The 19,540-nt window shown below is 69.2% G+C and carries 21 protein-coding genes and 1 pseudogene; 16 read left to right on the top strand and 6 right to left on the bottom strand.

Annotated features, from left to right (window positions below):
- Positions 1-39 precede the first annotated feature (39 nt).
- The 3 genes from phoU to IE251_RS05865 all read left to right on the top strand — a co-directional run bounded on the left by phoU (position 40) and on the right by IE251_RS05865 (position 1,409).
- A complete protein-coding gene (phoU, locus tag IE251_RS05875; RefSeq protein ID WP_030779678.1) occupies positions 40-729 on the top strand; it encodes a phosphate signaling complex protein PhoU in 690 nt (229 codons plus the stop codon).
- A gap of 148 nt (positions 730-877) precedes the next feature.
- Positions 878-1,036 carry a hypothetical protein gene (locus tag IE251_RS05870; RefSeq protein ID WP_167346036.1) on the top strand — a complete coding sequence of 53 codons (159 nt, stop codon included), beginning with the start codon at positions 878-880 and terminating at the stop codon, positions 1,034-1,036.
- A gap of 124 nt (positions 1,037-1,160) precedes the next feature.
- A complete protein-coding gene (locus IE251_RS05865) occupies positions 1,161-1,409 on the top strand; it encodes an SCO4226 family nickel-binding protein (protein ID WP_189751829.1) in 249 nt (82 codons plus the stop codon).
- A 10-nt stretch (positions 1,410-1,419) separates the two neighbouring features.
- Here the strand turns inward: IE251_RS05865 and IE251_RS05860 are convergent, their stop codons facing one another.
- Complete coding sequence (locus IE251_RS05860; protein WP_189751828.1) at positions 1,420-1,884, bottom strand: nuclear transport factor 2 family protein; 465 nt, start codon at positions 1,882-1,884, stop codon at positions 1,420-1,422.
- A 708-nt stretch (positions 1,885-2,592) separates the two neighbouring features.
- Between IE251_RS05860 and IE251_RS05855 the strand changes: the two genes are divergently transcribed.
- Positions 2,593-3,582 carry a ParA family protein gene (locus IE251_RS05855; protein WP_189751827.1) on the top strand — a complete coding sequence of 330 codons (990 nt, stop codon included), beginning with the start codon at positions 2,593-2,595 and terminating at the stop codon, positions 3,580-3,582.
- Positions 3,512-4,558 carry a PIN domain-containing protein gene (locus tag IE251_RS05850; protein ID WP_229896651.1) on the top strand — a complete coding sequence of 349 codons (1,047 nt, stop codon included), beginning with the start codon at positions 3,512-3,514 and terminating at the stop codon, positions 4,556-4,558. Before IE251_RS05855 ends, IE251_RS05850 begins: the two co-directional genes overlap by 71 nt.
- A gap of 36 nt (positions 4,559-4,594) precedes the next feature.
- On the opposite strand, the gene IE251_RS05845 is transcribed toward IE251_RS05850, so the two are convergent.
- Entirely contained in the window at positions 4,595-5,692 is a 1,098-nt protein-coding gene (locus IE251_RS05845) for a DUF1152 domain-containing protein (protein WP_189751825.1), read from the bottom strand.
- 73 nt (positions 5,693-5,765) lie between these two features.
- Here IE251_RS05845 and IE251_RS05840 point away from each other — a divergent pair, with 73 nt between their 5' ends.
- The 4 genes from IE251_RS05840 to IE251_RS05825 all read left to right on the top strand — a co-directional run bounded on the left by IE251_RS05840 (position 5,766) and on the right by IE251_RS05825 (position 8,541).
- On the top strand, positions 5,766-6,506 hold the full coding sequence (locus IE251_RS05840; RefSeq protein WP_189751824.1) for a GntR family transcriptional regulator: 741 nt from the start codon (positions 5,766-5,768) through the stop codon (positions 6,504-6,506).
- Positions 6,507-6,689: 183 nt separating this feature from the next.
- A complete protein-coding gene (locus IE251_RS05835) occupies positions 6,690-7,127 on the top strand; it encodes an ATP-binding protein (RefSeq protein ID WP_030612306.1) in 438 nt (145 codons plus the stop codon).
- A 48-nt stretch (positions 7,128-7,175) separates the two neighbouring features.
- Positions 7,176-7,673 carry a hypothetical protein gene (locus IE251_RS05830; protein ID WP_189752154.1) on the top strand — a complete coding sequence of 166 codons (498 nt, stop codon included), beginning with the start codon at positions 7,176-7,178 and terminating at the stop codon, positions 7,671-7,673.
- A gap of 70 nt (positions 7,674-7,743) precedes the next feature.
- Positions 7,744-8,541 (top strand): DUF1963 domain-containing protein, encoded by a 798-nt coding sequence (locus tag IE251_RS05825; protein ID WP_189751823.1) that lies wholly within the window; start codon positions 7,744-7,746, stop codon positions 8,539-8,541.
- A gap of 225 nt (positions 8,542-8,766) precedes the next feature.
- Here the strand turns inward: IE251_RS05825 and IE251_RS05820 are convergent, their stop codons facing one another.
- Positions 8,767-9,528, bottom strand: coding sequence for a phosphoglyceromutase (locus IE251_RS05820; RefSeq protein ID WP_189751822.1), 762 nt, complete (start codon positions 9,526-9,528; stop codon positions 8,767-8,769).
- Between the two features lie 139 nt (positions 9,529-9,667).
- On the opposite strand from IE251_RS05820, the pseudogene IE251_RS05815 reads away from it, so the two are divergent.
- Both IE251_RS05815 and IE251_RS05810 read left to right on the top strand, forming a co-directional pair.
- Positions 9,668-10,975: pseudogene (locus IE251_RS05815) on the top strand (MDR family MFS transporter); the annotation flags it as partial.
- A gap of 101 nt (positions 10,976-11,076) precedes the next feature.
- The gene (locus tag IE251_RS05810) at positions 11,077-11,550 is read left to right on the top strand and encodes a carboxymuconolactone decarboxylase family protein (RefSeq protein WP_030779717.1); all 474 of its coding nucleotides are present in this window, start codon (positions 11,077-11,079) and stop codon (positions 11,548-11,550) included.
- A gap of 296 nt (positions 11,551-11,846) precedes the next feature.
- Here the strand turns inward: IE251_RS05810 and IE251_RS05805 are convergent, their stop codons facing one another.
- Positions 11,847-12,323, bottom strand: a complete 477-nt coding sequence (locus IE251_RS05805) for a DUF2000 domain-containing protein (protein WP_189751820.1) — start codon at positions 12,321-12,323, stop codon at positions 11,847-11,849.
- Between IE251_RS05805 and IE251_RS05800 the strand changes: the two genes are divergently transcribed.
- Together IE251_RS05800 and IE251_RS05795 are read left to right on the top strand one after the other, a co-directional pair.
- A complete protein-coding gene (locus tag IE251_RS05800) occupies positions 12,322-13,122 on the top strand; it encodes a helix-turn-helix transcriptional regulator (RefSeq protein WP_189751819.1) in 801 nt (266 codons plus the stop codon). The two genes, IE251_RS05805 and IE251_RS05800, sit on opposite strands and share 2 nt — an antisense overlap.
- Positions 13,123-13,202: 80 nt before the next feature.
- Entirely contained in the window at positions 13,203-13,826 is a 624-nt protein-coding gene (locus IE251_RS05795) for a hypothetical protein (RefSeq protein ID WP_189751818.1), read from the top strand.
- 18 nt (positions 13,827-13,844) lie between these two features.
- Here the strand turns inward: IE251_RS05795 and IE251_RS05790 are convergent, their stop codons facing one another.
- Positions 13,845-14,345, bottom strand: coding sequence for a type III secretion system chaperone family protein (locus tag IE251_RS05790; RefSeq protein ID WP_189751817.1), 501 nt, complete (start codon positions 14,343-14,345; stop codon positions 13,845-13,847).
- Complete coding sequence (mshA, locus tag IE251_RS05785) at positions 14,338-15,672, bottom strand: D-inositol-3-phosphate glycosyltransferase (RefSeq protein WP_189751816.1); 1,335 nt, start codon at positions 15,670-15,672, stop codon at positions 14,338-14,340. The genes IE251_RS05790 and mshA overlap by 8 nt, the downstream gene beginning before the upstream one ends.
- Positions 15,673-15,873: 201 nt before the next feature.
- Between mshA and IE251_RS05780 the strand changes: the two genes are divergently transcribed.
- The 3 genes from IE251_RS05780 (at position 15,874) to IE251_RS05770 (ending at position 19,517) form a co-directional block, all read left to right on the top strand.
- Positions 15,874-16,668, top strand: coding sequence for a class I SAM-dependent methyltransferase (locus IE251_RS05780; protein ID WP_189751815.1), 795 nt, complete (start codon positions 15,874-15,876; stop codon positions 16,666-16,668).
- Between the two features lie 194 nt (positions 16,669-16,862).
- Positions 16,863-17,942, top strand: a complete 1,080-nt coding sequence (locus tag IE251_RS05775; protein WP_189751814.1) for a C40 family peptidase — start codon at positions 16,863-16,865, stop codon at positions 17,940-17,942.
- Positions 17,943-18,212: 270 nt separating this feature from the next.
- Positions 18,213-19,517, top strand: a complete 1,305-nt coding sequence (locus tag IE251_RS05770; protein WP_189751813.1) for a PP2C family protein-serine/threonine phosphatase — start codon at positions 18,213-18,215, stop codon at positions 19,515-19,517.
- The last annotated feature ends 23 nt before the right edge of the window (positions 19,518-19,540 follow it).

Below are 19,540 nucleotides of genomic sequence, written 5' to 3'. Positions count from 1 at the left end.
CGAGATCCCCGGACGACCACGCACGAGAGGGAACCCACAATGCGGGACGCGTACCACGAGGAACTGGACTCGATCGGCGACGGACTGGTGGAGATGGCCCGGCTGGTCGGGTCGGCCATCGGGCGCGCCACGACCGCGATGCTCGACGCGGACCTGAAGCTGGCCGAGAGCGTGATCGAGGCCGACCAGAAGGTGGACGAGCTCCAGCACGACCTGGAGGCCCGGGCGATAGCCCTGCTGGCCCGGCAGCAGCCGGTGGCCACGGACCTGCGGATAGTCGTCACGTCGCTGCGGATGTCCGCCGACCTGGAACGCTCCGGCGACCTCGCCCAGCACGTGGCGAAGCTGGCACGGCTGCGGTTCCCGCAGCGGGCGGTCCCGCAGGACCTGCACGCCACCATCCTGGAGATGGGCCAGCTCGCGCAGCGCCTGATGGCGAAGGCGGCCGAGGTGATCGTGACCAAGGACGTCGACCTCGCCCTCCAGCTGGAGCAGGACGACGACGAGATGGACCTGCTGCACCGCACCCTCTTCCAGCACCTCATCGACGACCGCTGGAAGCACGGCATCGAGACGGCGGTCGACGTCACACTGCTGGGCCGCTACTACGAGCGGTACGCCGACCATGCCGTTGCCGTGGCCAAGCGGGTGGTGTACCTGGTGACGGGCGAGCACGCGGACGAGCTGCAGCCGGACATCCAGGCGGTCACGGGGGTGGAGGGCGCGTAGCCCTCCGGGGGTTCCGCAGGGGTTCGGGGCCTGCGCGTGGACGGAGGGCCGGCGTGGCCGAACGCCTCCGTGCGCCGTTGATGCGCCCGGCCGAATGGGCATGAAATGGGCGAGGGCATCCCTGCCCCGAGGTATTAGGAGGGGACCCATGGCCGAATCCCTTGGCAGCACCACGCCCGACCCCACGCAGGAGCGCGAGACCGAGCAGCCCGCCGAGATCAGGAGCCTTCCGCTGGTAGCCGCGTGCGGCTGCGGCTCGGGCTGCGGCTGTGGGTGCCAGTCGGGCAACCCCTGCCAGTGCGGCTGAGCGACGACCGGGGCCGGCGCGAACACGCTTCGCGCCGGCCCTCCGCCGCTCCGGGTGCCCACCCCGCCGACGGGGCGCAGCATGGAGATGCGGAAAGCGCCGGGCGGGAAGGAGGCGCGGGATCATGGCCAGATTCATGGACATCCACCGCGGCATGCAGGGCATCACGGCCGACCAGCTGATGGCGGCCCACCAGGCCGACCTCGCCATCGAGCAGGAGGAGTCGGTCCACTTCGCACACGCGTGGGCGGACCCGGAGTCCGGCACGGTCTACTGCCTCTCCGAGGCCCCGTCGGCCGAGGCGGTCCAACGCGTCCACGAACGCGCGGGGCACCGGGCGGACGAGGTACATCCGGTGCCGTTCGAGGTCTGACCCCGTCGTCTCACTGATCCGGGGCGCATGCCTCGGCGATCGACAGACTGTTCTCGTAGAGGTGGTGCCGGACGATCCGCCCGTCCTCCACGGTGAGCCGCAACGCGAACGGCCCCTCGAAGGACTTGCCCGTGGCACGCACGGTCCCCGACAGGTGCCCCATCAGGACGGCGTCGGCCCCGTCGACAAGAAAGGCGTCGACGGAGGCCCGCGCGTCCTCGGGCACGGTGTACTCCATCAACTCCGAGAACTGGGCGGCACATTCGACACCGGTGCGCCTCGGCCGGATCCAGGGCACGCCCGGATTCTCGGCGAGCATCCAGTCGACTTCGTCGGCGAACAGCTCCACGAGTCGCGCGGTGTCCCCGGCGAGTCGGGCGGCGAGGAAGTCCTGGACTATGGCGCGGGTGACCTCGGCGTCGGAGCTAGGGGTGGCAGCTGAACTCGCCGTGCTGACGCGGGCCTTGTCGAACATGAAGCTCTCCTCACGACTGCGGGCCGGCTTCCCGGCGGGGGCCCGGATCGATGGGTTCGACCCTGCCAGGGTTGGAACGGGGCGGTCGATTACCCGGGAGGTAATGCGCAGCCAACAGCCACAGGATGACGGCCAGCATCTGGAGGACCATGGCGGTCGGCTACTTCGTGCGGAGGAGAGTGACTTGACGGACGGCATCGCGGGCGGCCGTTCATGGGTCCGTGGTCGCGTGTGGTGACAAAACGGCCCTCGTAACAACTAGAAGCTGCCGATCGCCGGTTACGCATCCACGACTCAAGTGAGTCCGCAAGTCGTTCGGCACCGACACCAGTCGGATCCTCGGTCCACGTCGATTCCCCTCAGGCCGATGGCTCAGGTCACTAGGACTCGGCACTTCCGTGCCACCACGGGAGAGAGGTGGTTCCCGCGCACCGTGCCCGTGACTGCGGCGGTTCGCGTGTCGGCGAGTGGCTGAAAACTGTGGGCAACTCTCTGTCCCGTCTCCAAGACAGCTCAGCCTGATCTTCTCTTTCTGGAGGTCGGCATTCCTGTCACCGGGGCACCAGCCGGTAGGCCCGGGCACTCCTCCTCGGCTCGGCCAGCCAACTGTTGCCCGCACTCCCCTCACTGGGTCAGATCCACCCCACGCTCTTCATTAAGCAAGAGAGATCCGCTAGGGTGTCACCCCCAGGACTTCGGAGAAAATGCGTGAAAATTGTCTCTTTCTTTAACCACAAAGGCGGGGTTGGCAAGACTACCCTTGTCTACAATATTGGCATCGCTTTGGCCAAGAAAGAACGAGTACTCTTCATTGATGCGGATGCTCAAGCAAATTTGACCAGCGCGGCAATTCCCGTCACAAATGTCGAATCACTCTTTGACACGGGAAAAACTATCTATTCTTGCCTTCGACCTGTAGTGGAAGGGTCGGGCGCACTGGAAGTGGTCGACCCGGTGCAGATTAGGAAGAATGCATGGATCCTTCCGGGTGATATCAGGCTGAGCGATTACGAAGAGTTCGCTCCTACAGGCTGGACAGAAGCTCTCGCCGGCATGCCGCGAGGATTTCAAGTGAGCACCGCCTTTTATCGGCTAATTCGAGAGACGGCATCCTTGGTCTCAGCGGACTATGTTTTTGTAGATCTCGGCCCGAACGTCGGGGCCTTGAACAGAAATGTAATAATCGGATCGACAGGATTTGTCGTCCCTCTCGCTCCCGACCTGTTTTCCCTGACCGCCCTCCCTAGCGTGGGAAAGAGCGTAGCGAATTGGATCGAAGAATGGGATACGGCCAAAAAGTCGGCAGAGAGGAGGGGGCTAGAATTCGATTTCGAACTCCCCCCGGGGCTTCCAAGTCCACTCGGTTATGTAAGTCAGCAATTCACCGTCTATCGCGATCAGCCCGCTGAGGCATATAAACACTGGAACGACCGAATGCCTCACGCCTATGAATCAGGAATCGTTGAAGCGTTGAAGCGGGTAGGGTCTCTACCTCCGTCGGGAGCAGCTTCCATTGGCGAGGTTCCCAACCTGTCAAGCCTTGTCCCTATCGCACAGAGAACACACAAAGCCGTGTTTGAGCTGAACGGCAGCGAGGCCCGGGGCGCCCACTACACGCGTGCCCGAAATGCAATCAACCTCTTTACTTCTCTTGCTGATCAAATTTCCTCGCGAGCTGACGAAGTTTCAGACAGGTGAAGAAACGATGCTTATTGTGCTGGACGCGAACCTGCTGCCGCGTCAAGGGAGGCTCCACAGTGTCGCGATCTCTACGCTACTTCGTGTTGCCGCAGCTCTTGATTCACAAGTCGCCATAACAAGCATCGTGCTTGCTGAATCCATTAATGCTAGGCGCCAAGATGCCGAAGAGGCACTTGACCGACACGGAAAGGCACTCTCCGACTTGTCAAAATATTGCCAGGTAGATTCTTACTACGTTCCATCACTGGATGCCATAGTCCAGCAGTGGGAGAAACAGCTGAGGGATACCTTTTTAATCCTAGAGCTAGATGGAAACGATGCCAAGGAGGCCCTAGAGCGAGAGGCTGCAAGGCAAAAGCCAGCTAAGGCTAACGGAACAGGCGCTCGCGACTCTGCTATTTGGCTTTCCGTCAAGAGAAGACACCTCAATAATCTCGATAGTACCCACTTCGCCTCGAACAATACGAATGACTTCGGCACAAAAAAGGGGGACCCTTCCCTTCACCCTGAATTGGCAAGAGAATTGGGCAGCCGCACTAGCGACTTCCACTATCACACAACGATCAACTCGGTAATCGACGCACTGTGCTCCAGTGTACAGATAAAGCTGATGCCGGAATCATTCCCTGAAGAGCTTTCACTGTCAATCATTGAACAAGTGATTGAACATGAAGACCTAGCCGAATTCCCGGACTTCTCAAACCGTAGCCCTGAAGACTTCGGCCCTATCGAGTCGCTGAAGTTGTCGGACATTAAGGTGCGCAGTGCCTACTCTGTTTCCGGAGTGACTGTTGGATTCGCGACAGCCTATTTCGACATGCCGCTCGCACCAGAAGTGCACGCAGCACTGGGAACCGCTGTTTCTGGCAGGCTAGGAGGGTGGTTCGAGGTGGCGGATAGCGAGAGAGTTATCCAGTTCGATGTCACCCTCCTGCGAGAACTGGCATATCAACATGAGGATCCGGCCGAGTGAGATGCGGATCGTTTGGCAAAATGCCATCTCGTCACGTCATCGCAGTGACGCCACGATGCGCCACAACGGCGCGTCGTTGTATCCCAAACCGCTGTTGATGAGTAGTTGGCATAGGGCATTGCGCTCGGTGCCATCAACATTCAAGGTCTCCGTGATACGGCGGAACGTCGTGTGGGTTACTCCGCGGCTGCGAGCCCTGACCTCAAAGCGGGCGAGTTGATGAAGCACGGACTCAGCGTCAAGCTTTGCCGGTGAACGGTCGTTTAGTCGCTTTGCCTTGTCACGCTCGTAGTCGACCTCCGAAAAACCGCAGATCTCGCGGCTGTGCGTCTCAGCCTCGTCCAGCGTGGTGGTGGCCATGAGGGCGAGGGCCAAGTTGTTGCGGCTCAACGCCTCACCCAAGTCGATCTCGTAGACCCTCGGAGCCTCGTCCGTGAGGGGCACTGGGAGGCCGGCGTCTCGAATTTCGCAGGTGCCTCGGACTCCCCGAGCTGTCGCGGCGAGCATCGCCGTGGCCTCGGAGGGGTGCCACTCCAGGATCGAGCTGATCGGTTCGACGTCCTTCGCTGTGAGGGTGTGTACCAGAGGGCCGAGGAGTGGGCGCAGTTCGTCCGGAGGTAGTTCGCCGTCCAGGCCGGGGCCGGCGATCAGGAGGCGTACGGGGGCGTTCACCTGGGAGGCGGCGGCCAAGGCGAGGGCGTCGGCGAGTGGACTCTTCAGCGTTGGCTCGTCCCCTCGCGCGAGGATGTCGCCGCCCACGTCCAGAAGGTCGATCGACACTGGTTCCAGGTGGCTGATCAACTCCTCCAACTGGCACGTGATCCCTACGGTGCCTTGGCCGGGATCCAGGAGCGCGAAGGTGTGCGGGAGCGCGGCAGCGAGAAGTGGGAGCGTGGATCCCGCCGGTGCGATCGGACGGGCCTCGGCCGGCACTGCTGAGACGGTCGGGGTAATCGGGCGGAGGCCGGTGAAGTCGCGGGCACCTCGCGGACCCGGTACCGGGTCGATGAGCAAGCGGTCCCAGGCGTACGTGAGGATCACCCCGGGTTCCTCGTCGCCGTACAGGGCGGCGTGCAGCATGGCGGCGGCTACCGCGTCGCCTCCTCCTCCGGCCGCAATGATCAACCGCTTCATGCCATCCAGCGTACGAGTTCGACGCTCACCCTATAGTGGCCAAAGGCCATAGCCACTTTGACAGGGAGGACGCATGCCTCAGATCGAGGAGGCACAGCCGAAGTATCTGCAGATCGCGCACTACATCCGCGACCAGATTCTTCGGGGTGACCTGCGGCCGGGGGACGAAGTCCCCTCGGAGCGGCAACTCGCGGCTGACTGGAACGTGTCCAGGCCGACCGCCGCTCGCTCACTGGAGGCCCTGAGCCATCAGGGCCTGGTCGAGAAGCGGCAGGGTTCGGGGACGTACGTCCGAAGCCTCGAAGTCAACCGGCGGGCGCGCGAGTTGTACGGCCGCGCCCGGCAGACCGGCAAGATTTACACGCCTGGTGAGTACGCGGTCATCACGTCGGCCGGCTGGCTGGAGGCCCCGGACTACGTCGCCGAGGCGCTGGGTCTGGGCAAGGATCGCCAGGCCGTGCACCGACGCCGCGTGACCAACAATCAGGACGGGCCCATCACGTTGTCCACCTCGTGGTTCGCTCCGGATGTCGGCCGAAAGGCGCCGAAGCTCATGGATCCCGAGCGGATTCAGGAGGGGACACTTCTGTACGTCGAAAATGTGACGGGACGGCGGGCAAGCTACGCCGAAGACCGCGTGTGCGCCCGAACCGCGACGGACGAGGAAGTGTCCGACCTTCAACTGGAGTCTGGTTCAGCCGTGTTGGTCGTACATCACGTCGTCTTCGATCTTCAGGACCGGGCTCTGGAGTTCGCCGAGGCCACCTACCCGCCGGAGCGCTGGGCGTTCGAACAGGGTTACCCACTGACTTAACCCTCGAGTGAGTTACTCCGAAGCGCTTGCACAGCACAAGTGGCCAATGCCACTATCCAGCAAGTGGCATTGGCCACTTGCTGGATAGTGGCAACGCGGGTCGGCACCAGGTGCAGCCGGGACCATGCCACGTCGAAGCGGCAGCGCCTCAGGCTGCCGACGGCACTCAAGGAGTGAGCGCTGATGATGTACACGGTCGATCGCGACCCGTCCCCCGAGTCGCCCCGGCTCGGAGCGATGACCCTGCATCCCGTTCCCGAGTCCGTACCCCGGGCCCGGCGCTGGTTCCAGAAGTTCATCGCGCCATACCAACCGGCTTGCTCTGTCGACGACTGCACGCTGATGATCTCCGAACTGGTGACCAACGCCATCCTCTACGGCCGGTCGGACGACTCGTGGCTGGTACGAGTGGAGTGGTTCCGCGAGGAGACGACGCTCCGAGTCGACGTGCACAATCCGGGCTTCCCCGTGAACGTACGACTCCGCCACCCCGACGCGGACGAGGCGCATGGAAGGGGTCTGCTCCTGGTCGACGCAATCGCTCACTCCTGGCGGTCAGGCCCGAGTGACTACGGCGGTACCGTCGTGTCGTTCGTGATGGCCGACGCATGGCCCGACTGACCTTCTTGATGCGACAGTTGCCGATCCTCAACGAGGAGGACCATGGCCGTGATGACCATCGCGGTGACCGGCCACATGGACCTGACCGAAGACACCATCCCCCTGGTCCGTGCCGCGCTGGACGACTTGCTGAAGCCGTACGCCTACGGCGGTGACCTCGTCGGAATCTCCTGTATCGCCAAGGGCGCCGACTCCCTGTTCGCCGAAGCCGTCCTCCGCGCCGGCGGGCGGTTCGCCGTCGTCATTCCCTCGCGGGACTACCGCCGGAAAAAGGTCAAGGCCGACCATGCGGCTCTCTTCGACCGGCTCGCCCAGGCGGCCGACGGGGTTCTCGTCCTCCCCGACCAAACCGTCGACCGGCAGGCCTACGATGCCGCCAGCGTCGTGCTCCTCCGGCGTACCGACCGGCTCGTTGCCCTACGGGACGGCACGCCGCCCAGCGGGAAGGGCGGCGGTACCGCCGACACCGTGGAGGAGGCGCGGGCCGCAGGCATCCCCGTATCCGTCGTCTGGCCGGCCGGGCCAGCCCGTCGGAGTGTCGGGTGACCACTCCATAGGCAGCCCCGGTACGCACAAGTCCGCTGCGTGCGGTCCGGATGGTTGGCAAGATCCTTACATGCAGTTCGACGATCCAGGCAGCTTGAACGACGCGTGCATCCAGCGGCTCGGCGAGAGGGCCGGTCGGCAGTTTGCTGCCATGGCGCGCCGCGGCTTTCGGCTGATCCGCTCAAGCGAGAAGGCCCGAGCAACCGGTCAGTGTCGGCTTGGGGGCCCTGCCCTCCTCGAACCGGAGACGCTCTGGCCCGAACACAACGGCGTTCCGCTGTCCCTGCACGCCGTGCTGGACACGGAAGCTCTCGCTTCCTGGCTGGGCACGGAACTGCCCGTACGACCCGGCCTGCTCAACTTCTTCTACCTGGATCCGGACTTGCCATACGAGGAGTACCGCAAACTGGACCTGTCCGACTCTGGGACATGGCGCGTCATCCCCGCCGACCCGGCACATGCGGTCATGGTGACCGCCCCCCGACCAGCGAGAAGTTACGGGGCGACGCCGGTCCACGCAGCTGAGGTGATCATGCTGCCCGACTGCTGGGACGTCGAGGACGATGACGTGGAGTTCGACAGAGGCCGGCACTGGGGAGCGGCATCACTGATCCTGAGCGAGATGGGAGATCTCGACGGAAACACCGCCGGCAGTCACTGTGCCTTCGGTTGGCCGGACACGTCGTACACGCTGAAGGTGTCGTCTCGCGACGCCGACGGCCCGGCCGTCCATCTGCTTCAGCTGGCCGAGGACACCGAACTCGGGTGGGGCTGGGGTGACGCTGGAACGTTGTATTTCACGATTCCGGCCAAGGCACTCGCGGCTGGCGACTTCGGCAAGGTCGTGGCACAGGTCCTCTGCTGCTGACGCGCAGAGCAGCAGATCATCGCTGGAACCGCACCCACGGTAGGGCCCCGTCCGGCACCACTGCCTCCACCGTGGTTCCCCGGCATTCCCTTGAGCGCCTGGCTGCCGCGCTGCTCGGGGCCGTCCGTGGCATCATCGCGCCTCACAGTCCGGGGAGCGTCCAGAGGCAGCGAAAAGCCCCCTCCCCACGGAAAAACCGCAGGCAGGGGGCCCTCTACAGCTCTGTTACTTCTTCTTGCCCTGGTTCTTGACCGCCTCGATGGCCGCTGCGGCCGCCTCGGGGTCCAGGTACTTGCCGCCGGGGGTGACCGGCTTGAAGTCGGTGTCCAGGTCGTAGGCCAGGGGGATGCCCGTCGGGATGTTGAGGCCCGCGATGTCGGCGTCGGAGATGCCGTCCAGGTGCTTGACCAGGGCGCGCAGGCTGTTGCCGTGGGCGGCGACCAGGACCGTGCGGCCGGTCAGGAGGTCGGGGACGATGGCGTCGTACCAGTAGGGGAGCATCCGGATGACGACGTCCTTCAGGCACTCCGTGCGCGGGCGCAGCTCCGGCGGGATCGTCGCGTAGCGCGGGTCGTGGGCCTGGGAGAACTCGGAGTCGTCCGACAGCGGCGGGGGCGGGGTGTCGTAGGAGCGGCGCCAGAGCATGAACTGCTCCTCGCCGAACTCGGCGAGCGTCGCCGCCTTGTCCTTGCCCTGGAGGGCGCCGTAGTGGCGCTCGTTCAGGCGCCAGGAGCGGTGGACCGGGATCCAGTGGCGGTCCGCGGCCTCCAGCGCCAGCTGGGCCGTGCGGATCGCGCGCTTCTGGAGGGACGTGTGGACCACGTCGGGCAGGAGACCGGCGTCCTTGAGAAGCTCGCCGCCGCGGACTGCCTCCTTCTCGCCCTTCTCGTTCAGGTTCACGTCCACCCAGCCGGTGAACAGGTTCTTCGCGTTCCACTCGCTCTCGCCGTGGCGGAGGAGGATCAGCTTGTACGGTGCGTCGGCCATGGTCCTGAGCCTACCTAAGGAAAATCCGGGATGGGACTCGGCCAGCCCTCGGCCACACCTCACCACCGGCTCTCGATTGACATGTTCCGCTAATTGAGTGGCGGGGCCGTCCCGGCGCTCGTAAGGTGTCCTCGCTGGTTGGGACACTTACAGCTGTGGGGGGACCTCGATGTCGTCAGGCCGTGTCGGACGTGCCGTCCGGGAGTCCGTCTCCGGGCTGCCGCGCGAGTTCTGGTGGCTGTGGACGAGTACGCTCGTCAACCGGCTCGGCGCCTTCGTCGCCACGTTCATGGCGCTCTACCTCACCCTCGACCGCGGCTACTCCGCCTCGTACGCCGGTCTCGTCGCCTCGCTGCACGGGCTCGGCGGGGTCGTCTCCTCGCTGGGCGGCGGAGTGATGGCGGACCGGCTCGGCCGTCGGCCCACGCTGCTGATCGCGCAGAGCGCCACCGCCGTCTCCGTCGCGCTGCTCGGGTTCATGACCCACCCGGTGGCCATCGCCGGTGTCGCCTTCCTCGTCGGCATGGCCTCCAACGCCTCCCGGCCCGCCGTGCAGGCGATGATGGCCGACATCGTGCGCCCCGAGGACCGGGTGCGCGCGTTCTCCCTCAACTACTGGGCGATCAACCTCGGGTTCGCCGTCTCCTCCACGGCCGCCGGGTTCATCGCCGAGTTCAGCTATCTCGCCGGGTTCCTGATCGAGGCCGGCATGACTCTGGCCTGCGCGGTCGTCGTCTTCGCGAAGGTGCCCGAGTCGCGGCCCGCGCCCACGGCCCGGCAGGCGGGGCCGGAGGTCGGCCTCGGCACGGTGCTGCGCGACGGGCGGTACATGGCCGTCGTCGGGCTGTCCTTCCTCGTCGCCCTCGTCTTCCAGCAGGGCTCGGTCGGGCTTCCCGTGGCCATGGGGCGGGCCGGGTTCTCCCCCGCCGACTACGGCCTGGCCATCGCCGTCAACGGCATCCTGATCGTCGCCCTGCAGATCCCCGTCACCCGGTTCATCGAGCACCGCGACCCGCGCACCCTGCTGGTCGTCTCCTCGCTCCTCGCCGGGTACGGCTTCGGGCTGACCGCCTTCGCCGGGTCGGTCGGCGTCTTCATGCTGACCGTGTGCGTGTGGACCCTGGCCGAGATCGTCAGCGCCCCGACCCAGACCGGCCTGGTGGTCCGGCTCTCGCCGGTGCACGGCCGGGGGCGCTACCAGGGCGTGTACACCCTGTCCTGGTCCGTCGCCGCGCTGGTCGCCCCGCTGATGGCGGGCGCGGTCATCGACCGTCTCGGCGCGGGCTGGCTGTGGGGCCTGTGCGCGGTGGTGGGGACGGGGGCCGGCCTCGGGTACGGCGTGCTGATGCGCCGGCTGCCGCCGGAGCGGCCCGTCGGTACCACGGCTGCGGCCACGGCCGGCACGGGGGCGGCGGCCGGAGCGGGGGCCGACGTCCCTGCCGCCTGAGCCGCACCCGGTGAGACCCACGTCACACCCACCCGTGTCACATCCCGGCGTTCGCGTCCGTCAGTGAGGTGGAAGCAGCCACTACCCACCAGGAGCACACCATGGACGCTCGCCTCAACCTCTTCGCCAACCCGGTCATCGGCAAGGTCATCCGTCACTTCAACGCCGCCGGGCAGGCGCTCGCGGAGTCCTCGCTGCCGGCCGCCACGCAGGAACTGGTGAAGATCCGCGCCAGCCAGATCAACGGCTGCGGGTTCTGCACCGACATGCACACCAAGGACGCGGCGGCGGCCGGGGAGAGCGCCACCCGGCTGCACCTGGTCGCGGTCTGGCGGGAGGCCACCGTCTTCACCGAGGCCGAGCGGGCCGCGCTGGAGCTGGCGGAGCAGGGCACCCGGATCGCCGACGGCTCCGGCGGGGTCCCGGACGAGGTGTGGGCGAACGCCGCCCGGCACTACGACGAGGAGCAGCTCGGCGCCCTGGTCGCCCTCATCGCCCTGATCAACGCCTACAACCGCGCGAACGTCATCGTCCAGCAGCCCGCCGGCGACTACGTGCCCGGCATGTTCGGCTGAGCACGAGCCGGACACCGGCCGAGGCCCGCTCACTGGTGCGCCCACGCGCTGCCGGCGCGTTCGGCCGGGCACGCTCACGGAGGCGCCCACGCGCCGCCCGGAGGTCCGGCCATCGCGCCCTCACGGCTGCGGCCCGGCAGGTCCGGCCGTCGTCCGCGCACGGGTGCGCCCACGCTCCGCCCGGAAGGTTCCGCCGAGGCACGCTCACGGGTGCACCCCCGCGCCACCAGGCAGGTCCGGCCATCGCCCGCTCACGGGTACGCCCGCTCCGCCCGGCAGGCTTTGCCGAGGCCCGCTCACGGATGCATCCGCGCGCCCTTCAGGACCTTGTCCACCGCGTTCTTCGGGCCGTACACCGCGAGTCCCACCAGGTCCAGGCCGTCCGTCGGGACGGCCCGGACCGCCGCGCGGTTGTCGCGGTCGTTGCCCGTGGCGAACAGGTCCGAGGTGAACACCGCGCGCGGCAGGGCGCGGCTCAGCGACCTGCCGTGGGCCGCCTTCAGGGTCTCCTTCGCGCCCTCGAAGACCAGCACGGGCTGGCGGAACATCGGCAGGTACGGCACGGCGTCCGCGTCCTCGTAGGGCTCCCCGATCACCTCGGGGGAGGCGGTGCCCAGGCCGCTGACCAGGAAGGCGGTGACGTTCAGGCGCTGCCAGGGCTCCAGGTCCTCGCGCAGCAGTACGGCGATCTTCGTGTCGAAGCGGAGGGGTTCGGTGTTCATGGACCGAGACTCGCCTCCGGAGCGCGGCCGGGTCTTGTACGTTTTTTGCATGGCCGCCGGTCAGGACCTCGTCACCGCGTGGCGCCCCGTGGTGCCGGGCGTCACCGAGGTCTTCCACGCCCGCTTCACCGAGTACGCCTATCCGATGCACGTCCACGACGCCTGGACGCTGCTGATCGTGGACGACGGGGCCGTACGGTACGACCTCGACCGGCACGAGCACGGCACCCCGCACGACACCGTGTCGCTGCTGCCGCCGCACGTGCCGCACAACGGCTCCCCCGCCACACCGGGGGGTTTCCGCAAGCGGGTCGTGTACCTCGACGCCGGCCGGCTCGGGGAGGAGCTGATCGGTCCGGCCGTGGACTCCCCCGATCTGCGGGATCCCGTGCTCCGGGTGCGGGTCGCCCGGCTGCACTCCGCGCTCGCCCGGCCCGGTGACGAACTGGAGGCGGAGAGCAGGCTGACGCTGGTCGCGGAGCGGCTGCGGCTCCACCTGCGGCCGCGCGCCGGTGCTCCGCGCCGGTTCCGGGACCCGGTACTGGCCCGTCGGCTGCGGGAGTTGCTGGACGCCCGGGTCGTACCCGGCGTCTCCCTGGAGGAGGCCGCGCGGTCGCTGCACGCCCATCCGGCCCATCTGGTACGGGCGTTCAGCGGTGCGTACGGCATCGCGCCGCACCAGTACCTGACGTCCCTGCGGGTCGGGCGGGCCCGGCGGCTGCTGCTCGACGGGGTGCCGCCGGGCGAGGTCGCGCCCGCCACCGGCTTCTACGACCAGGCTCATCTGACCCGGCACTTCCGGAAGTTGGTCGGCGTCACCCCGGGGCGCTACCGCGGCAGCGCCCGCTGAGCCCCGGGGACGCGCGGCGGTGTGTGAAGGGTTCGGCGGAAGCCTCCCGTCCGCCGATCACCGATGGTTAGCCTCCCCGCATGGCTGACACACCTGAAGCACAGGACACACAGACCTCCGGTGAATCCCCCGTAGCCACCCGCGCGTTGCGGCTCAGACGCGTCTCGGTCGCCGTCGCGGGTGCCGCGGCCCTGGTCGCCGTCGGCGTCGGCGTGGCGCTCGCGGCCCCTTCGGACGAGGCCCCCCGTCAGGGACGCGGCGTCGCGGCCACCGTCCCGCCGGACTCGGACACCGGGGGCACGTCCGGCGGCGTCATCTCCTCTGGCGGCACGTCGACCGACGGCGGCACGTCCGACGGCAGTTCGTCCGACGGTGGCAGTACGTCCGACGGCGGCAGTACGTCCGACGGCGTCCCGGAGGACGGCTCCGTCGCCGGCTCCGGCAGCACCGGCGGTCTCGTCGACGGGGGCAGCACCGGCGGAAGCACCGACGCGGGCGCCGACGGCGGCACCGAACCGAACCCGGGCGATACCGGCTCCACCGGGACGGCGGGCCTGGAGGAGCTGAACCGGCGCATCACGGAGCTGGACAAGAAGGTCGACCAGCTGCCGACCAAGAAGGAACTGGCCGATGCCCTGCGGGCGTTCGCCGACGAACTCGACCACGGGGCCGGGACGCCGACCCCTTCGCCCGAGCCGTCCTGAGCCCCCGGGCCGATCCGGTCAGCCCTCCGGGCGTTCGATCAGGTGCGTGAACGCCGCCAGGTTCCCGGTGGACTCGCCGCGGGCCACCCGCCAGGCGTACTCCTTGCGGATCGAGGAGGCGAAGCCCAGCTCCAGCAGCGTGTTGAAGGCGCCGTCGGCCGCTTCCAGGACCTGGCCGAGGAGGCGGTCGACCTCGTCCGGGGTGACCGAGGCGAGCGGCAGACGGGCGGTGACGTAGATGTCGCCGAGGCGGTCGACGGCGTAACTCACGCCGTACAGCTTGAGGTTGCGCTCCAGCAGCCAGCGGTGGACACCGGGCTCGTTCTCGTCGGGGTGGCGGATGACGAAGGCGTTCAGCGACAGGGAGTGGCGGCCGACGAGGAAGGAGACCGTCGTGGACAGCTTGCGGGTGCCGGGGAGGCGGACGACGTAGTTCCCGGGCGCGGGGCTTTCCCACTCCAGCTCCGCGTCCTCGAAGACGCCCTCCAGGACCTGCCCGGCCTTCTCGACATCAGCCATGGTGGGAGCGTACGCGACGGCGGTGGGACTGGGTCGCGGCCGTGTAGACGTCGGCGGTGGCGGCGGCGGCCGTGTCCCAGCCGAAGGACTGGGCGTGCCGGGCGGCGGCCCGGCCCATGCGCTCGGTGAGGTCGGGGTGGTCGGCGAAGCGGCCGAGCACACGCGCGTAGTCGGCCGGGTCGTGGCCCTGGACGAGGAAGCCGGTCTCGCCGTCGCGCACGGCCACCGGCAGACCGCCGACCGCGGCCGCGAGCACCGGCGTGCCGGCGGCCTGCGCCTCGATGGCGACCAGGCCGAAGGACTCGCTGTGCGACGGCATGACCAGCACGGACGCGGCCCGGAACCAGTCGGCCAGCTGCTCCTGCCCGACCGGCGGCCGGAACCGGACCACGTCGGTGATGCCCAGCCGGGCCGCGAGCTTCTGCAGCCCCTCCGGTTTGGCGAGCCCGCTGCCGCTGGGGCCGCCGACGACCGGGACGACCAGCCGGGAGCGCAGTTCGGGGCGGTGCTCCAGCAGCACGGCCACGGCGCGCAGCAGCACGTCCGGCGCCTTCAGCGGCTGTATGCGGCCCGCGAAGAGCGGGACCAGGGCGTCCTGGGGCAGGCCGAGGCGGGCGCGGGCGGCGGCCCGGCCGTCGGCGGCACAAAAGCGCCGGAGGTTGACACCGGGGTGGACCACGGCGACCTTCGCGGGGTCGGCCGCGTAGTGCCGGACCAGTTCGCCGGCCTCCTCCTCGGTGTTGGCTATGAGCCGGTCGGCGGCGGCCACGATCTGGGTCTCGCCGATCACCCGGGCGGCGGGCTCGGGGGTGTCGCCCTCGGCCAGGTTGGCGTTCTTGACCTTGGCCATGGTGTGCATGGCGTGCACCAGGGGAACGCCCCAGCGCTGGGCGGCGAGCCAGCCGACGTGCCCGGAGAGCCAGTAGTGGGAGTGGACCAGGTCGTAGTGGCCGGGGCGGTGGCCGGCCCACGCCTGCATCACCCCGTGGGTGAAGGCGCACAGCTGGGCCGGGAGGTCCTCCTTGGCCAGGCCCTCGTAGGGGCCCGCGTCGACGTGCCGGACGAGGACGCCGGGGGCCAGCTCGACGGCGGGGGGCAGGCCGCCGGTCGTGGCCCGGGTGAAGATCTCGACCTCGATGTCGATCTCGGCGAGCCGCTGGGCCAGCTCCACGATGTAGACGTTCATGCCGCCGGCGTCGCCGGTGCCGGGCTGGTGGAGGGGGGAGGTGTGCACGGAGAGCATGGCGACCCGCCGGGGTCTGCGGTACAGCCGGAGCCGGGAGGCCGACGGGGAGCGTCGCCCGAGCCTGCTGACGTACTGGCTCACGTGGCGGACCTCCTTGATGCGGGCATGCCGTAGGAGGGCCCACCTGCGCCCTCCCCAGGACTCCAACAGCGCGCGGGTGCCCTGCCATTTCCCGATCAAGCGGCTTTGCCGAATCATTACCTTTTATCGCTCAACGGTTCGATTACGGGCCGCGTCGGCCGGGTCGGTTCCAAAGGAGCGGCGCCCCTTACCCTCGTACCCATGAGAACCCCCGCAGCGTCCCGGCCGGTGGGCACGGTGACGCGCGGGACCACCAACCCCAACCGGCTGCGCCGCATGGACCGCTGGATCGCGGCCACGCACGGCGCCGCACTGCGCCGCGCGAGCGACCCCCTGGCCGTCGACCTGGGCTACGGGGCCGCGCCCTGGACCGCCGTGGAGCTGCTGACCCGGCTGCGCACGGCGGCGCCCCGCACCCGCGTGGCCGGCGTCGAGATCGATCCCGTACGGGTCGCGGCGGCGCGGCCCTACGAGCGCGAGGGCCTGGTCTTCCGGCACGGCGGCTTCGAGGTGCCAGTGCCCGGGCGGCCGGTGCTGATCCGGGCCGCGAACGTGCTGCGCCAGTACGACGAGGCCGAGGTCGCCCCGGTGTGGCGGCAGCTGTGCGCGCGGCTCGGCCCGGGCGGGCTGCTGGTGGAGGGCACCTGCGACGAGATCGGCCGCCGGCACGTGTGGGTGGCGCTCGGCCTCGAGGGCCCCCGCACGGTCACCTTCGCCGCCCGGCTGGGCTCCCTCGAGCGCCCCTCCGACCTGGCCGAGCGGCTGCCGAAGGCGCTGATCCACCGCAACGTGCCGGGCGAGCCGGTGCACGCCTTCCTGCGCGACTTCGACCGCGCCTGGGCCGCCGCCGCGCCCTACGCCTCCTACGGCGCCCGCCAGCGCTGGATGCGCGCGGTGCGGGACCTGACCGCCGACTGGCCGGTGACGGACGCCCCGGCCCGCTGGCGGCAGGGCGAAGTCACCGTGGCCTGGGCGGCGTTGGCACCGGCGGGCTGACGGCCGGACGGACACGCGCGCCGGGGAACGCTTCCCGCGTCCCGTTCGTCACACCGGCGAGGCGATCACCGTCCCCGGCGGCCCGCCGGGGGCATCCGCTGCCCGACGGCCCCTGTCGCTTTGCGCGCGACCGTGGCACGATCCCTCAGACGACCGTAAGTTACTGACGGTAAATCAGTTTGGGGGAAACAGGTATGGGTTCGGGCAAGCGCGGCCTGCTCACGGCCGCCCTGACCGTGGTCTGCGCGGTGACCGTCCTCGCGGCACCCGGCACGGCGTTCGCCGCCCCCGCGCCGATACCCACGCCCACACGGACACCGGCCCCGACTCCCCTGCCGGACAAGGACCTCGAGGAGGTCCGCGCCGAGCTCGACAAGCTCTACCACGACGCTTCCGTGGCCACCGACGCCTACAACGCGGCCGAGGAGAAGGCCGAGAAGCAGTCCGCCGAGATCGTGGAGCTGGCCCGGAAGATCGACCAGGGGCAGCGGCGGCTGGACGAGCTGAAGGACCGGGCGGGCGCGGCGGCCCGGGACCAGTACCGCACGGGCGGCCTGTCCTCCACCGCCCGGTTCCTGCTCACCGACGACCCGGGCCGCTTCCTCGACGGCACCGGCCGGATGCTCCAGGGCCAGCGGGCGGCGACCGGGCTGGTGGCCGACATGTCCCGCACCCAGAAGGAGTTGCGGGCCTACGCCGACGACGCCTCCGCGCAGTGGAAGCGGCTGGAGGTCAACCGCAAGGCCAAGGCCGCCGCCAAGAAGAAGATCGAGGAGCAGATCGACGCGGCGGAGAAGCTCCAGTCCCGGCTGGAGAAGGAGGAGAAGGAGCGCCTCGCCGAGCTGGAGCGGGAGGCCGCGCGGAAGGCGCAGACCGCCTGGCTGGACACCGGCGTCCTCAAGGACGCCCACGACCAGGCCTCCGCGCCGGGCGAGAAGGCCGTGAAGTTCGCCACCGCGCAGCTCGGCAAGCCGTACGTGTGGGGCGCCGAGGGCCCGGACTCCTTCGACTGCTCCGGCCTGACCTCCCAGGCGTGGGCCGCGGCCGGGCACCCCGTCCCGCGCACCTCGCAGGAGCAGTGGCGGCAGCTGCCGCACGTGGACGTCAAGGACATGCGCCCCGGCGACCTCGTCATCTACTTCGACGACGCCAGCCATGTCGCGCTGTACATCGGCGACGGCACGATCATCCACGCCCCGCGCCCCGGCCGTACGGTGACGGAGGCGGGCGCCGGTTCGATGCCTATCCTCGGCGTCGTACGACCGGACGCGTGACGGGCGCCGCACCCACGCGGCGCCCCGGTGACCCGCGTCACGTGACCCACCGCACGGCCAACTCCCGCCGGACGTGAGCTTCGTCATCCCGGGCGGTCCGCCACCGTGTCCAACTGCGGTACGGAACGCGGCATATGACGACCGCGGGCGGCGGAGCGACCCGGCTCACACCATTCCGCCGGGGCGGTCCCAGCCGCTATGGTCACCGGTCGGTGGGTCGAGACCCTCGATGCCGCCGTGCCCTCGGGGGGAGGGAAGGAACCCAAGACGATGCCCGTACCCGTACCGCGGCAGAGAGCGATCCCGGCCGTGGAGAGTGGTCAGGCGCAGGCCCCGCAGACCGTCGGCGGCCCCCTCAAGGAAGAGGCGCACCGCGCCGCCACGCCCGCGCACGGCACCGGCGCCGCCACTCTCACCCTGCTGCTGATCGAGGACGACCCGGCCGGCTCGCCGATCGTGCCCGACCTGCTGGACTCGGCCGGCAAGCCGATCCGCGTGCGCACCGCCCGCAACCTCACCGAGGCCGAGCGGCTGCTCACCGACGACGTCCACTGCATCCTGCTGGACCTGGCGCTCCCGGCGCCGGGCGGCGACGACACCGACGACGAGCTGGCCGTGCTCCGGCACGTGCTGCGGCTCGCGCCCCGGCACGCCGTGCTCGCGCTGACCGCCTCCGGCGACGCCGAGCGCGGCGCCGAGGCCGTGCGCGTGGGCGCCCAGGACTATCTGTTCCGGGACGAGCTGGACGGCCGGCTGCTCAGCCGCGCCATCCGCTACGCCGTGGAGCGCAAGCGTTCCGAGACGGCCGAGCGGCGGCTCGCCGAGGGCCGGCTGCGCGCGCAGGAGAACCGCCGTCTGGAGCGCGGACTGCTGCCCACCCCGCTGCTGGACGGCTCCTCGCTGCGGTTCGCCGCCCGCTACCGGCCGGGCCGCTCCCGGGCCCTGCTCGGCGGCGACTTCTACGACGCCGTCCGCACCCCGGACGGCACCGTGCACGCCATGATCGGCGACGTCTGCGGGCACGGCCCGGACGAGGCCGCGCTGGGCGTGGAGCTGCGCATCGCCTGGCGGGCGCTGACCCTGGCCGGGCTGTGCGGGGACGAGCTGCTGAACACCCTCCAGCAGGTGCTGGAGCACGAGCGCGCCGACGAGGAGATCTTCGCGACGCTGTGCACGGTGGACATCGCCCCCGACGGCCGCCGCGCGGGCCTGTGCCTGGCGGGTCATCCGGCGCCGCTGATCGCCCGCCCCGGCCGGGCGCCGCGGCTGCTGCCCTACGAGAACAACGGCCCCGCCCTCGGCCTGCTGCCCGGCGCCCGCTGGCCCCGGATGCAGGTGGAGCTGGGCGCCGAGTGGAGCCTGATGCTCTACACCGACGGCCTGATCGAGGGCCGGGTCGGCGTGGACGGGGAGCGGCTCGGGCAGGACGGCATGGTGGAGATGATCCGCCGGCAGCTGGCCGAGGGGCTGCGCGGGGAGGAGCTGCTGCGGGCCGCGGTGCACGAGGTCCGGGAGCTGAACGGGGGCGAGCTGACGGACGACGTGGCCGTGGTGCTGCTGGACCGGGCGGCGTAGGGGCTCCGCCGCGGGGCCGGCGC

The organism is Streptomyces eurythermus (assembly GCF_014649115.1).
Classification (GTDB): domain Bacteria; phylum Actinomycetota; class Actinomycetes; order Streptomycetales; family Streptomycetaceae; genus Streptomyces; species Streptomyces eurythermus.
This window is presented reverse-complemented; position numbering and strand designations above follow the sequence as displayed.